This is a genomic window from Enterobacter sp. GD03975, from assembly GCF_029838645.1.
Classification (GTDB): domain Bacteria; phylum Pseudomonadota; class Gammaproteobacteria; order Enterobacterales; family Enterobacteriaceae; genus Enterobacter; species Enterobacter quasihormaechei.
Genome location: NZ_JAOBZC010000004.1, coordinates 438,679 through 452,857, shown reverse-complemented (window position 1 = coordinate 452,857; position 14,179 = coordinate 438,679). Strand labels below are relative to the sequence as shown.

Here is a 14,179-nt window from a genome sequence, read left to right as displayed (position 1 = left end):
GGCATTATACGCGCATTTTGTGCTCAGACCAGTTTTTTTACCAGCTCTTCGCTGTGACGAATTCGCTCTGGTGCACGCTCCAGATCCTGCTGAACCAGCGCCATAAACAGCAGATCCGTCAGCATCATTTGCGCACTCGTTGAGGAAATAGCCGCGCTGCGAGTGGCCTGTTCCTCGGCAATGGTATACAGACAGCGCGTTGCCCGTTGCTGGAGCGCATTGGGGCTAAAGCCGGTAATGGCCAAAATTTTCCCCCCCACGCGCAGGGCCTCGTCGGTGGCCATATTTATCTCGCGGCGCTCGCCGGAATAGGAGATGGCCAGCAGCACATCGTCAGGATCCATCGCCTGAACGGTTGCCAGCAGCGCGTGCATATCCTGCTCAACGATGGCGTTATAGCCGATTTTGGTCAGCTTCCAGCCAAAGTTACGCGCCACCAGCCCGGATGCCCCAATCCCGGTCAATACAATGCGCCGCGCGTCGCGAAGCATGGCGACGCTTTCCAGCAGCTTCTCTTCGGTGTTCACGTCCAGCGTGGCATGCATTGCCGCCACGTTCTCTTTGATCAGCTTTTCACCGACCAGACGCATCGGATCGTCGCCGCGGATCTGGTTATGCACCGGCATAGACTGCGGGTTAGGGTTGCTCACCAGCGCTTCGCTGATGGCCAGCTTCAGCGCCGGAAAGCCCTTAAACCCAATCTTCTGGGCAAACTTCACCACGCTTGACTGGCTCACCCCGGCTTCGCCTGCCAGCTGCTGCGAACTAAGGTGCCGCGCGCGATCGGGCTGAGAGAGTAAAAAATCCGCGAGCTTTTTGTCACTCTGGGCAAAGCCTGCGTAGCGCTGACGAATGCGAATTAAACAGTTCATACGATCTCCTGGCGAAAATGTGATTGCCTGCGCAAATACGGATTTTGCTCGCCTGAATGAATTTTATATTCCATTACAGTGCGTTTATTATGAATTAAAAATTCCAGAGGTACATAACATGAATCTAGGCTCTCTTGTTTCTGAAACGCGTAACCCGCAAACCATGGATCTTGACGCGCTCTCCACGCTTGAGCTGGTAAACCGCTTTAATCAACAGGATACCCTCGTCGCGCTGGCAGTCAAAGAGACATTGCCTGAGGTAGCAAAAGCCGTGGACGCCGCTGCCGACGCGCTGAAAGCCGGAGGACGCATTATTTATATGGGGGCGGGAACCAGCGGGCGCCTCGGCGTGCTGGATGCTTCCGAGTGTCCGCCGACCTTTGGCGTTCCGCACGGCCTGGTTGTGGGCCTGATTGCCGGCGGCCCTGGCGCGCTGCTGAAAGCGGTGGAAGGAGCAGAAGATAATCAACAGCTTGGGGAAGATGACCTCAGGACGCTGAACCTGACTGCGCAGGATCTGGTGGTCGGGCTGGCGGCATCCGGGCGTACGCCGTACGTCATTGGCGGGCTGGAATACGCCCGGAAGATCGGGTGCACCACGGTCGCCATCTCCTGCAACCCCGGCTCGCCGATAGCGCAGGTAGCGGACATTGCCATCTCGCCTGTCGTTGGGCCCGAGGCGTTAACCGGCTCGACGCGTCTGAAGTCGGGTACCGCGCAGAAGCTGGTGCTCAATATGATCTCCACCGGCGCGATGGTGAAATTCGGCAAGGTCTACCAAAACCTGATGGTGGACATGCAGGCGACCAACGTCAAGCTGGTGGACAGAGCGTGCCGCATGGTGATGGAAGCGACGGGCGCCGCGCGTGAAGAGGCGGAAAAGGTGCTTCAGCAGACCGATCACGACGTCAAACCGGCCATTCTGATGATATTAACCGGGCTGGATGCAGCCGCGGCCAGAGCCAGACTCGATGCCCATCACGGGTTTTTACGGGCGGCATTAGAACACGAATAAGAGGCGTGTATGGACAAAACAGCAGCGCTCGCCAGCGACATCCTGCTCGGGATCGGTGGGGAAAACAATATTCAGCGTCTGGAAAACTGCATGACGCGCGTGCGCGTCGAGGTGCATAACGACGACAAGCTCGATGTCACGCGCCTGAAGCAGCTTCCCGGCGTGAGCGGGTACGTTAAGCAGGGGCAACAGCATCAGCTGATTGTCGGCCCGGGCAAAGCGGCGCAGGTGGTTGACGCCATGCGCGCTCTGATGACGGGCGGGGAAACGGTTCACGCCGTTGACGACGCGGAACGCACCAAAGCGCAGGCGAAAGCCAGGTATAAAGCCCCTATGAGCGACGCGCTGCGCCAGCTGGCCAACGTCTTTATTCCTCTGATCCCGGCGTTTATCGCGTCGGGGTTGATCACCGGAATTATCAATATCCTTAAGCGTCCGGATATTGTCGGGGATTTTGCCACGCAGTATCCGAACCTGCTGGGCATTCTCGCCATTTTCGGCAGCGCGGTGTTTGCCATCATGAACATTCTGGTGGGGGTGAATACCGCCAAAGTGTTCGGCGGCTCGCTGGCGATGGGCGGCGTGATGGCCGGGATCCTCTCCAGCCCGCAGCTGGCGCAAATTACGCTGTTTGGCGAGGCGCTTCAGCCTGGCCGAGGTGGGGTGATTGCCGTGCTGCTGGTGGTGATCCTGATGTGCTGGATCGAGAAAAAGCTGCGCGCGGTACTGCCCGGCTCGATTGAGCTGATCCTTAACCCATTGCTGACCACGCTGATTACCGGGAGCGTGGCGATTGTGGCTCTGCAACCGCTGGGCGGCTGGATCTCGGAAGCCATCGCCCACGGCGCGTCTCTGGCTATCGATCGCGGCGGGTTGCTGGTAGGCGCCGTACTGTCCGGAACCTTCCTGCCGTTAGTCCTGACCGGTCTGCATCAGGGGATGGTGCCGATCCACGTCGAACTGGTGCAGGCGCACGGCTATAACGCGCTGCTGCCGATCCTGTCGATGGCGGGCGTTGGGCAGGTCGGTGCGGCCATCGCGATACTGATGAAAACCCGCAACGCACGTCTGAAAAAGGTCATTAAAGGGGCGCTGCCGGTCGGGTTACTCGGTATCGGCGAGCCGCTGATTTTCGGCGTTACGCTGCCGCTGGGTAAACCGTTCCTGGCCGCCTGCCTCGGCGGTGCGGTGGGCGGGGCGCTGATCAGCTACTGGAAAGTGGCGACCGTTATCACCTTTGGGATCTCCGGTTTACCGCTGGCATTAACCATCGTGACCGGAAAAGTCATGCTCTATCTGTTAGGCTATCTGGTAGCGGTGATCGCCGGGTTCCTGTTTACCTGGCTGTTAGGATTCAACGACCCAGAGGAGTAAGGTTTGGCCAATCACGAGCGTCGCGTTGTCTTTTTCGATCTGGATGGAACGCTGCACCAGCAGGATATGTTCGGCACGTTTATGCGCTACCTGCTGCGGCGCCAGCCCCTTAACGCGCTGCTGGTATTGCCCCTGTTACCCGTTATTGGCATCGCGCTGCTGGTGAAAGGCCGTGCAGCGCGCTGGCCGATGAGCCTGCTGCTTTGGGGATGTACGTTTGGTCATAGCGAAGCGCGTCTTAAGCAGCTTGAGCAGGATTTTGCCCACTGGTTTCGCGGGCACGTGGCCGCGTTTCCCGTGGTACAGGCGCGCCTCACCAGCTACCTCGACGCCAACGACGCCGATATCTGGCTGATTACCGGCTCCCCGCAGACGCTGGTGGAGCAGGTCTATTTTGATACCCCCTGGCTGCCGCGCGTAAATCTTATCGCCACGCAAATCTCACGCGGCTACGGCGGTTGGGTCCTGACGATGCGCTGCCTGGGGCATGAAAAAGTGGTCCAGCTGGAAAAACGCATCGGCACGCCGCTGCGTCTGTACAGCGGCTACAGCGACAGCAAGCAGGACAACCCGCTGCTCTATTTTTGCCAGCACCGCTGGCGCGTCACGCCTCTGGGTGAACTTCAGCAACTCGAATAGTCTTATCTATAACGGCTGTGTATAATGCCGCCCGCTTTTCGACTGGAGTATCAGCCCTTGTCCAACCCTGAACACAATCATGAATACTGGATGCGCCACGCGCTGGCGCTGGCTCAGCGCGCCTGGGAAGAGGGCGAAGTGCCCGTGGGCGCGGTGCTGGTCCATAACAATCAGGTGATTGGAGAAGGGTGGAACCGTCCTATTGGCCGCCACGATCCTACCGCGCATGCTGAAATCATGGCGCTTCGTCAGGGCGGACTGGTGCTGCAAAACTATCGTCTGCTTGATACCACACTCTACGTCACCCTTGAACCGTGCGTGATGTGCTCCGGGGCAATGGTGCACAGCCGAATCGGCACGCTGGTATTTGGCGCGCGAGATGAAAAGACGGGCGCTGCCGGCTCGCTGATGGACGTGCTTGGGCATCCGGGGATGAACCACCAGGTGAAAACTATCGGTGGGGTACTTGCACCAGAATGTTCTGGTCTGTTAAGTGACTTTTTTCGAATGCGTCGGCAGCAGAAAAAGCAACAAAAGGCAGAATTGAAGCCTCAGGGTGATTAAGCTCGTCCGGTGCAACCACCGGATAGCTTTCAGCCAGCTGTTGTGCCTCGGTTGCCTCTTTTTCTTTCTCCAGCAAATACCCCACCAGGCTTATCTGATATTTACGAATATTCTCCACGTAGGCATACGCTTCATGCCCGCGCGCATAGCCGTACGTCAGCTTTTTATACCACTGTTTCTGGCTAAGCAGCGGGAGGCGCTGTTTTACATCAGACCAGCTGTCCGGATTACCTTTTGTTTTCGCCGTCAGCGCGCGCGCGTCGAGCATATGCGCATAGCCCATGTTATAGGCGGCCAGCGCAAACCAGATCCGCTCCCCTTCCGGGACCGTCTCCGGCACTTTTGCCATCATATCCTGTAAATACTGCGCGCCGCCGCTGATGCTTTGTTCCGCATCGGTCCGATCGCTGATGCCGAGGCTCTGGGCGGTATTTTTGGTCAGCATCATCAACCCGCGCACGCCCGTCGGGGAGGTGGCCTGAGCATCCCAGTGTGATTCCTGGTAGGAAATCGCCGCCAGCAGCTTCCAGTCAATTTCCTGTGCGTATTTCTCAAACAGCGGTTGCAGCTCCGGCAGCACGCTGTCCACGGCGCGCAGGAAGGTGCGGGTGTCCACGTAATCAAAATCGTCACCGTGACCGAGATATTTCTCTTCCAGACGCGCCAGGGTGCCGTCTTCATTGATCGAATTAAAGAAATCGAGCATGGCCGCAGAAACGGTCTGATCGTCGTCTAGCGGGGTAAACCAGGTCACCGGCTGTTCGTCGGTCACATCCAGCGCCACGGCGATTTCAGGATGAACGCGCTGGAAGAGGCTGATCGCTACCGAATCAGCAATGGTATAGGCCAGCTTTTTATCCTTTACCTGCTCCAGCAATGCGTTGGTGCCCAGTTTCGGGTCAACCTTCCAGCTGAGGTTCGGGTATTTTTTCTCTTTTAATTCCCGCAGATCGTCAATCACCACGTGGCCGGGGGCGATGGTTAACTGCTGTTCGGTGATGTCGGCTAGCGAGCGCGGGCGCAGGCTACCCACACGATAAACCACCTGCTGCGACACGGAGTAATAGGTTGGGCCCGGCTGATAGTTTTTGCTCCGCTCGGTGTTGTACACCAGTCCGGCGGCAAGGATATCGGCGCGGTTATGATCCAGGTCGTCAAAGAGCTGGTTAATGTTTTGTCGCACGGTGACCTTCAGCTTTACGCCCAGATAGTCTGCAAATAGCTGTGCGAGTTCGTAATCAAGCCCAATGGTTTTACCGTTGATATCGTCATAAATAAGCGGGGAAGAGAGGGTACTGACGCGCAGCTCCCCCCGCTCCTGAATGGCGGCGATACGGTTCTCGGCTTTGCCGAACCAGGGGATAGAAGGCCAGAGGGCCACTGCCAGCAGCAACGTAACAATGCCGATGAGCAGATAATTAATCTTTAATTTTTTCAATTAGTTAATTCTCTGCGACGCCGGATGCCTCAGTGTGCTGTAGTCATGTTATGAATAGGGTTTGCCATTGATTGAGCGGCATTTTGCGCAAAGTAGCGCCAGTTGGCAACCAATTAGAGAGACAGGTCACATCTATTGTTAAACATAATGGATGATTTTATTTCGACGCAAACGGTTTCGTCGGCGCTCAGGATTCTCTATAATGACGCCCGTTTTCCCCCCTTGCGCACACTGTAAGCGCCCCGGCGCTTCGAAGACGAGAGACTTATGATGGAAATTCTGCGTGGTTCGCCTGCACTGTCTGCCTTCCGTATTAACAAACTGCTGGCACGTTTTCAGGCGGCCGACCTTCCGGTAAGCAATATTTACGCTGAGTATGTCCATTTTGCTGACCTGAATGCCCCTCTGAATGCAGAGGAGCGCGTACAGCTGGAACGCCTGCTTAAATATGGCCCAAGCCTGAGCAGCCATACGCCGACCGGCAAACTGATCCTTGCCACGCCACGTCCGGGCACCATCTCCCCCTGGTCTTCCAAAGCAACGGATATCGCCCACAACTGCGGCCTGAGCCAGATTAACCGTCTGGAGCGCGGCGTGGCGTACTATGTGGAAGCGTCCACCCTGAGCGACGCGCAGTGGCAGGCCGTCGCGGCGGAGCTGCACGACCGCATGATGGAGAGCGTGTTTGCCTCTCTGGATGAGGCGCAGAAGCTGTTCTCCCACCATCAGCCAGCGCCGGTACAGAGCGTAGACCTGCTGGGGCAGGGGCGTCAGGCGCTGATCGACGCAAACCTGCGTCTGGGTCTGGCACTCGCAGAAGATGAAATTGATTACCTTCAGGATGCATTCGTTAAGCTGAACCGCAACCCGAACGACATCGAACTGTATATGTTCGCGCAGGCCAACTCTGAGCACTGCCGCCACAAGATTTTCAACGCCGACTGGATTATCGACGGCGAACAGCAGCCGAAGTCACTGTTCAAAATGATCAAAAACACCATGGAGCAAACCCCTGACCACGTGCTGTCTGCCTATAAGGACAACGCCGCGGTAATGGAAGGTTCCGAGGTGGGCCGCTTCTTCGCCGACCGCGAAGCGGGGCGCTATGACTTCCATCAGGAGCCTGCGCATATCCTGATGAAAGTGGAAACCCACAACCACCCGACGGCAATCTCGCCGTGGCCGGGTGCGGCGACCGGTTCCGGCGGTGAAATCCGTGACGAAGGTGCAACGGGTCGCGGTGCTAAACCAAAAGCGGGTCTGGTCGGTTTCTCCGTTTCCAACCTGCGTATCCCGGGCTTTGAACAGCCGTGGGAAGAAGATTTCGGCAAGCCAGAGCGCATCGTGACCGCGCTGGATATCATGACCGAAGGCCCGCTGGGCGGCGCGGCGTTCAACAACGAATTTGGTCGTCCGGCGCTGAACGGCTACTTCCGTACCTATGAAGAGAAAGTGGACAGCCACAACGGTGAAGAGCTGCGGGGTTACCATAAACCGATCATGCTGGCGGGCGGGATCGGCAACATTCGCGCCGATCATGTGCAGAAAGGCGAGATCGTCGTCGGCGCGAAGCTGATCGTGCTCGGCGGTCCGGCCATGAACATCGGTCTGGGCGGTGGTGCAGCCTCGTCTATGGCTTCCGGCCAGTCTGATGCGGATCTTGATTTCGCCTCCGTGCAGCGCGACAACCCGGAGATGGAGCGTCGCTGTCAGGAAGTCATCGACCGCTGCTGGCAGCTCGGTGACGCCAACCCGATTCTGTTCATCCACGACGTGGGCGCGGGCGGCCTGTCCAACGCCATGCCGGAGCTGGTGAGCGACGGCGGTCGCGGTGGCCGTTTCAACCTGCGCGACATCCTGAGCGATGAGCCGGGCATGAGCCCGCTGGAAATCTGGTGTAACGAATCCCAGGAGCGCTACGTGCTGGCGGTGGCCGCCGATCAGCTGCCGCTGTTTGACGAGCTGTGCCGCCGCGAGCGCGCGCCGTATGCCGTCATCGGTGAAGCGACCGAAGAGCAGCACCTCTCCTTGAGCGATACCCACTTTGACAACCAGCCGATCGATCTGCCGCTGGACGTGCTGCTCGGTAAAACGCCGAAGATGACTCGCGACGTCACCACCCGCAAAGCGGCGGGCAAAGCGCTGGACCGCCAGGGCATTACCGTTGCGGACGCGGTGAATCGCGTACTGCACCTCCCGGCCGTGGCAGAGAAAACCTTCCTGGTCACCATCGGCGACCGTACCGTAACCGGTATGGTATCCCGCGATCAGATGGTTGGCCCGTGGCAGATCCCGGTCGCTAACTGCGCCGTGACCACCGCGAGCCTCGACAGCTACTACGGCGAAGCGATGGCGCTGGGCGAACGCACCCCGGTGGCGCTGCTGGACTTCGCCGCCTCTGCGCGACTGGCCGTTGGTGAAGCGCTGACCAACATTGCCGCCACGCAGATTGGCGACATCAAACGCATCAAGCTTTCCGCGAACTGGATGGCCGCTGCCGGTCACCCGGGTGAAGATGCAGGCCTGTACGAAGCGGTGAAAGCGGTGGGCGAAGAGCTGTGTCCTGCGCTCGGCCTGACCATTCCGGTGGGTAAAGACTCGATGTCGATGAAAACCCGCTGGCAGGAGGGTAACGAGCAGCGCGAGATGACCTCTCCGCTGTCGCTGGTGATCACCGCGTTTGCCCGCGTAGAAGACGTACGCCATACCGTTACGCCGCAGCTGGCGACCGAAGATAACGCCCTGCTGCTGATTGACCTCGGCAAAGGCCATAACGCACTGGGCGCAACCGCGCTGGCGCAGGTTTACCGTCAGCTCGGCGATAAGCCAGCCGACGTGCGTGACGTCGCCCAGCTTAAAGGCTTCTACGACGCGATCCAGGCGCTGGTGGCACAGCGCAAGCTGCTGGCCTACCACGACCGCTCCGACGGTGGCCTGCTGGTCACCCTGGCAGAGATGGCCTTCACCGGCCACTGCGGCGTGGAAGCGAACATTGGCGCTCTTGGCGAAGACCGCCTGGCAGCGCTGTTTAACGAAGAGCTGGGCGCGGTGATTCAGGTCCGCGCCGCAGACCGCGAGGCGGTGGAAGCTCTCCTTGCGAAGCACGGTCTGGCAGACTGCGTGCACTACCTGGGTAAAGCAGTGCAGGGTGACCGCTTCGTGATTGAAGCGGACGGCCACGCGGTGTTCAGCGAAAGCCGTACCACGCTGCGTATGTGGTGGGCGGAAACCACCTGGCAGATGCAACGCCTGCGCGACAACCCGGAATGCGCCGATCAGGAACATAACGCGAAGGCCAATGACCAGGATCCAGGCCTGAACGTGAAGCTCTCCTTCGACATCAACGAAGACATTGCCGCACCGTACATCGCGACCGGCGCGCGTCCGAAAGTGGCCGTGCTGCGCGAGCAGGGCGTTAACTCCCACGTTGAGATGGCCGCGGCCTTCCACCGGGCGGGCTTCGACGCCATTGATGTTCACATGAGCGACCTGCTGGCGGGACGTACCGGGCTGGATGATTTCCAGGCGCTGGTGGCCTGCGGCGGTTTCTCCTACGGCGACGTGCTGGGCGCGGGTGAAGGCTGGGCGAAGTCCATTCTGTTCAACAGCCGCGTGCGTGACGAGTTCGAGACCTTCTTCCATCGCCCGCAGACGCTGGCGCTGGGCGTCTGTAACGGCTGCCAGATGATGTCTAACCTGCGCGAGCTGATCCCGGGCAGTGAAGCCTGGCCGCGCTTTGTGCGCAACCAGTCTGACCGCTTCGAAGCGCGCTTCAGCCTGGTAGAGGTGACCCAAAGCCCGTCTCTGCTGTTGCAGGGGATGGTGGGGTCTCAGATGCCGATCGCGGTGTCGCACGGTGAAGGTCAGGTTGAAGTGCGCGATGCGGCGCATCTGGCTCAGCTTGAAAGCAAAGGGCTGGTGGCGCTGCGCTTCGTTGATAACTTCGGTAAGGTTACCGAAACCTATCCGGCTAACCCGAACGGTTCGGCAAATGGTATCACTGCGGTCACCAGCGAAAGCGGTCGCGTAACGATCATGATGCCGCACCCGGAGCGAGTCTTCCGTACCGTGAGCAACTCCTGGCACCCGGAAAACTGGGGCGAGGACAGCCCGTGGATGCGCATTTTCCGCAACGCGCGTAAACAGTTGGGTTAAGGTTTAGCGTACTACCTGTAGGCCCGGTGAGCGTGAGCGCCACCGGGCCTTTTTGTACCTGTCGCAAAATCGCGACAATCCTCCGGTTTGAGTGTCTCCAAAAGGAGACATTTAACTTATTGATTTATATATGGCATGACAGGTTCCCGTTAAGGTGTTGCTTAATAGCGACACTTAGCCTGGAAATCATTCACGCCGCTTTCAATACACTTATGTAATAAAATCTTTTGTAATCATAAAGATAATCGATTGTTTTGCATTCTGGCACGCGAGTTGCATTACAGTAGTCAGTGGCTCATTCACCTTCTTATGTCAGCCCCTTCGGGACGTGCTACATAAACTTCGAATGACGCACAAAAAGGTGCCTGCCGTCCAACTACTGATTATTGCAATGCTTTATCAGGCCAGGGCGAAACGTCGAGTTAGGCACCGCCTTATTCCATGACAAAGCCGGGTTTTTACCCGGCTTTGTTGTATCTGAAGGGCAGACTCAGTTACGCTCTCCTCAAACCCGGATGAAGAGAGTAATGTGTTGAAACGCTGGCCCGCTTTCCCTCGCTCCCTGCGACAGCTCGTTATGATGGCCTTCCTGCTGATCCTGCTACCTTTGCTGGTTCTGGCCTGGCAGGCCTGGCAAAGCCTGAACGCGTTAAGTGCCCAGGCGGCGCTGACTAACCGCACCACGCTTATTGATGCCCGCCGTAGCGAGGCGATGACCAACGCCGCGCTGGAGATGGAGCGTAGCTATCGCCAGTACTGCGTGCTGGACGACCGCACGCTGGAAAGGGTGTATCAGAATCAGCGTAAACGCTACAGCGAAATGCTGGACGCCCATGCCGGGGTGCTGCCGGATGACAAACTCTATCAGGCGCTGCGTCAGGATCTGAACGATCTAGCGCAGCTCCAGTGCAAAAACAGCGGTCCTGATGCCGCCGCCGCTGCACGGCTTGAAGCCTTCGCGAATGCCAACACGGAGATGGTTCAGTCCACCCGTACGGTAATCTTTTCCCGCGGGCAGCAGCTCCAGCAGGAGATTGCCGAGCGCGGCCAGTTCTTTGGCTGGCAGGCGCTGGTGCTGTTTCTGGTCAGCCTGGGGCTGGTGCTGCTCTTTACCCGCATGATCATCGGCCCCGTGAAGGGGATCCAGCGGATGATTAACCGCCTGGGAGAGGGCAAATCCCTCGGGGATACCGTCGTTTTTAAAGGCCCGCGCGAGCTGCGCTCGGTCGGCCAGCGCATTATCTGGCTCTCAGAGCGTCTGGCGTGGCTGGAATCCCAGCGTCACCAGTTTCTGCGCCATATCTCACACGAACTCAAAACACCCCTGGCCAGCATGCGTGAAGGCACGGAGCTGCTGGCCGACGAAGTGGCGGGGCCGTTAACGCCTGAGCAAAAAGAGATCGTGGCGATCCTGGATGCCAGCAGCCGCAATTTACAGAAACTTATCGAACAATTGCTGGACTATAACCGCAAGCTGGCGGATGGTGCTGTGGTGCTCGAGAGCGTTGAAATAGAACCGCTGGTGGATATGGTTATCTCCGCCCATAGCCTGCCAGCAAGAGCTAAAATGATGCATACCCAGGTGGATCTCAATGCGCCAGCCTGTCTTGCAGAACCGATGCTGTTAATGAGCGTGCTGGATAATCTTTATTCCAATGCGGTGCACTATGGTACTGAATCCGGTACCATTTATATCAGAAGCAATAACAACGGTTCGCGGGTATTTATTGACGTAGCGAATACGGGAAGCCCGATTCCGGATGATGAAAAAACGATGATCTTTGAACCCTTCTTCCAGGGGAGTCATCAGCGAAAAGGTGCGGTAAAAGGAAGTGGTCTGGGGCTGAGCATTGCCCGCGACTGCATACGACGCATGCAGGGTGAGCTTAACATCGTGAGTGATGAATGCGCCGATGTCTGTTTTCGTATCGAACTGCCTCTTGAGCCGGAAAAATCAATGAAATGAATAACAACCTGGTGAGTATGTCACACGTCCTTTATCGCGCACTGCGCGCGGTGTTTTCCAGCAAAAATGTGCGCCTGAGCCTGCCCTGCCTGCTGCTGGCAGGCTGTGTCACCCATGCACCAAAAAGTGCAATTAGCCACAAACAGGAAGATAAATGGCCGCAAAAACAGCTGGCCGACTTCCTTTCAACACGTTGCGATGATATCTGGAGCCTGTCGGGACACGATGTCGAATCCAACCCGCTGTTCTGGCTGCGGGGAATAGACTGCGCCCAGCGTCTGGCCCCCGCCGAGGCCCGTGCGCAGGCGGCGATGCTGGTGGACGACACCTGGCAGGACGCGTTTAAACGTGGGATCGTAATGGCCGATGCCAGGATCACCCCTGTCGAACGCCGCGCCAACGTGACGCGGCTCGATACTTACGTAATCAATATTCCCTCGCAGGTGCGCCCGGTCTATCAGCTCTGGCGGGACGGACAAACCCTGCAATTACAGCTGTCTGAAGAGCGTTTCCGCTACAGCAAATTGCAGCAGTCGAGCGACAGCGAGCTTGATGCGCTGCGCCAGCAGCAGGAGTCGCTGCGCGAGCAGCTTGATACCACCACGCGCAAGCTTGAAAATCTGACCGATATCGAGAGACAGCTCTCGACGCGTAAGCCGGCAGGCAGCTATCTGCCCGACGGGTCGAAAGGCAACTCTGCCACGACGCCAGACGGTGAGACGCCGAAACAAGAGGATGTGAAGCCATGACAAGCCGTAAACCTGCCCATCTGTTACTGGTGGATGACGATCCCGGTTTATTAAAGCTGTTGGGGATGCGTCTGGTCAGCGAAGGCTACAGCGTGGTCACCGCTGAAAGCGGGCAGGAGGGGCTGAAAGTGCTCAGCCGCGAGAAAATCGATCTGGTGATCAGCGATTTACGCATGGATGAAATGGACGGCCTGCAACTGTTCGCGGAGATCCAGAAGCAGCAGCCCGGGATGCCGGTGATTATCCTCACCGCACACGGATCCATTCCGGATGCGGTGGCCGCGACGCAGCAGGGCGTGTTCAGCTTCCTCACCAAACCGGTGGACAAAGACGCCCTCTACAAAGCGATCGACAGCGCCCTTGAGCACGCGGCGCCCTCCGGCGACGACGCCTGGCGTGAATCCATCGTAACGCGAAGCCCGGTTATGCTGCGCCTGCTGGAACAGGCGCGGATGGTGGCGCAATCAGACGTTAGCGTGCTAATCAACGGCCAGAGCGGGACCGGGAAAGAGATCCTCGCCCAGGCGATCCACAACGCCAGCCCGCGCAGTAAAAATGCTTTTATCGCCATCAACTGTGGCGCGTTGCCGGAACAGCTGCTTGAGTCTGAGCTCTTTGGTCACGCCCGCGGCGCCTTTACCGGCGCGGTGAGCAGCCGTGAAGGGCTATTCCAGGCGGCTGAGGGCGGCACGCTGTTTCTCGATGAAATTGGCGATATGCCCGCGCCGTTGCAGGTCAAACTGCTGCGCGTGTTGCAGGAGCGAAAAGTGCGTCCGCTCGGCAGCAACCGCGATATCGACATCAACGTGCGCATTATTTCCGCCACCCACCGTGATTTACCCAAGGCGATGGCGCGCAACGAGTTCCGCGAAGATCTCTACTATCGACTGAATGTCGTCAACCTGAAAATTCCGGCGCTGGCCGAGCGGGCGGAAGATATTCCGCTGCTGGCAAACCATCTTTTGCGCCAGGCCGCAGACCGCCACAAACCGTTTGTGCGCGCGTTCTCCACCGATGCGATGAAGCGCCTGATGACGGCAAGCTGGCCGGGCAACGTGCGTCAGCTGGTGAACGTGATTGAGCAGTGCGTGGCGCTGACCTCATCGCCCGTGATCAGCGATGCGCTGGTGGAGCAGGCGCTGGAAGGGGAAAACACGGCCTTACCGACGTTTGCGGAAGCGCGAAATCAGTTCGAGCTGAACTATCTGCGCAAGCTGCTGCAAATCACCAAAGGCAACGTGACCCACGCGGCGCGCATGGCCGGGCGTAACCGTACCGAGTTCTATAAACTCCTCTCACGCCACGAGCTGGAAGCGAACGATTTTAAAGAGTAGTACCGCAAAATCCGCCTGAATATGATACTGTGAGCAACCGATTACGAGGCAGCTTACAGGCAAGAGTTTAAGG

At 58.2% G+C, this 14,179-nt stretch carries 10 protein-coding genes; 8 read left to right on the top strand and 2 right to left on the bottom strand.

The genetic code is table 11. From position 1 onward, the window contains the following. Positions 1 to 23 precede the first annotated feature (23 nt). Positions 24 to 872, bottom strand: a complete 849-nt coding sequence (locus N5C09_RS10745; RefSeq protein WP_063450540.1) for a MurR/RpiR family transcriptional regulator — start codon at positions 870 to 872, stop codon at positions 24 to 26. Between the two features lie 118 nt (positions 873 to 990). On the opposite strand from N5C09_RS10745, the gene murQ reads away from it, so the two are divergent. Genes murQ through tadA form a run of 4 tightly spaced genes read left to right on the top strand, consistent with a single transcriptional unit; the run spans position 991 to position 4,464 of the window. Beyond that, complete coding sequence (murQ, locus tag N5C09_RS10740; RefSeq protein WP_279749014.1) at positions 991 to 1,887, top strand: N-acetylmuramic acid 6-phosphate etherase; 897 nt, start codon at positions 991 to 993, stop codon at positions 1,885 to 1,887. A 9-nt stretch (positions 1,888 to 1,896) separates the two neighbouring features. Continuing rightward, positions 1,897 to 3,261, top strand: coding sequence for a PTS transporter subunit EIIC (locus N5C09_RS10735; protein WP_112791766.1), 1,365 nt, complete (start codon positions 1,897 to 1,899; stop codon positions 3,259 to 3,261). Between the two features lie 3 nt (positions 3,262 to 3,264). Then, positions 3,265 to 3,900, top strand: coding sequence for a phosphatidylglycerophosphatase C (gene yfhb, locus N5C09_RS10730; RefSeq protein WP_063450537.1), 636 nt, complete (start codon positions 3,265 to 3,267; stop codon positions 3,898 to 3,900). 24 nt (positions 3,901 to 3,924) lie between these two features. After that, positions 3,925 to 4,464 (top strand): tRNA adenosine(34) deaminase TadA, encoded by a 540-nt coding sequence (tadA, locus tag N5C09_RS10725; protein ID WP_022651606.1) that lies wholly within the window; start codon positions 3,925 to 3,927, stop codon positions 4,462 to 4,464. Here tadA and mltF read toward each other — a convergent pair. Further along, complete coding sequence (gene mltF / locus N5C09_RS10720; protein ID WP_279749013.1) at positions 4,352 to 5,902, bottom strand: membrane-bound lytic murein transglycosylase MltF; 1,551 nt, start codon at positions 5,900 to 5,902, stop codon at positions 4,352 to 4,354. The genes tadA and mltF overlap by 113 nt on opposite strands. A gap of 267 nt (positions 5,903 to 6,169) precedes the next feature. On the opposite strand from mltF, the gene purL reads away from it, so the two are divergent. From purL to glrR, 4 genes are all read left to right on the top strand, one after another. Beyond that, on the top strand, positions 6,170 to 10,057 hold the full coding sequence (gene purL, locus N5C09_RS10715) for a phosphoribosylformylglycinamidine synthase (protein WP_063867975.1): 3,888 nt from the start codon (positions 6,170 to 6,172) through the stop codon (positions 10,055 to 10,057). 532 nt (positions 10,058 to 10,589) lie between these two features. Then, positions 10,590 to 12,023: a two component system sensor histidine kinase QseE/GlrK gene (gene qseE / locus N5C09_RS10710; protein ID WP_279749027.1), complete on the top strand. Its 1,434-nt coding sequence runs from the start codon at positions 10,590 to 10,592 to the stop codon at positions 12,021 to 12,023. Continuing rightward, positions 12,020 to 12,772, top strand: coding sequence for a two-component system QseEF-associated lipoprotein QseG (qseG, locus tag N5C09_RS10705; RefSeq protein ID WP_279749012.1), 753 nt, complete (start codon positions 12,020 to 12,022; stop codon positions 12,770 to 12,772). Before qseE ends, qseG begins: the two co-directional genes overlap by 4 nt. Continuing rightward, positions 12,769 to 14,106: a two-component system response regulator GlrR gene (gene glrR / locus N5C09_RS10700; RefSeq protein ID WP_063450531.1), complete on the top strand. Its 1,338-nt coding sequence runs from the start codon at positions 12,769 to 12,771 to the stop codon at positions 14,104 to 14,106. Before qseG ends, glrR begins: the two co-directional genes overlap by 4 nt. Positions 14,107 to 14,179: the final 73 nt, after the last annotated feature.

Bases quoted from the DNA above. Each gene is read 5' to 3' on its own strand.
- glrR (WP_063450531.1), top strand. From the start codon at position 12,769: ATGACAAGCCGTAAACCTGCCCATCTGTTACTGGTGGATGACGATCCC.
- tadA (WP_022651606.1), top strand. From the start codon at position 3,925: ATGCCGCCCGCTTTTCGACTGGAGTATCAGCCCTTGTCCAACCCTGAA.
- qseG (WP_279749012.1), top strand. From the start codon at position 12,020: ATGAATAACAACCTGGTGAGTATGTCACACGTCCTTTATCGCGCACTG.
- purL (WP_063867975.1), top strand. From the start codon at position 6,170: ATGATGGAAATTCTGCGTGGTTCGCCTGCACTGTCTGCCTTCCGTATT.
- N5C09_RS10745 (WP_063450540.1), bottom strand. From the start codon at position 872: ATGAACTGTTTAATTCGCATTCGTCAGCGCTACGCAGGCTTTGCCCAG.
- N5C09_RS10735 (WP_112791766.1), top strand. From the start codon at position 1,897: ATGGACAAAACAGCAGCGCTCGCCAGCGACATCCTGCTCGGGATCGGT.
- murQ (WP_279749014.1), top strand. From the start codon at position 991: ATGAATCTAGGCTCTCTTGTTTCTGAAACGCGTAACCCGCAAACCATG.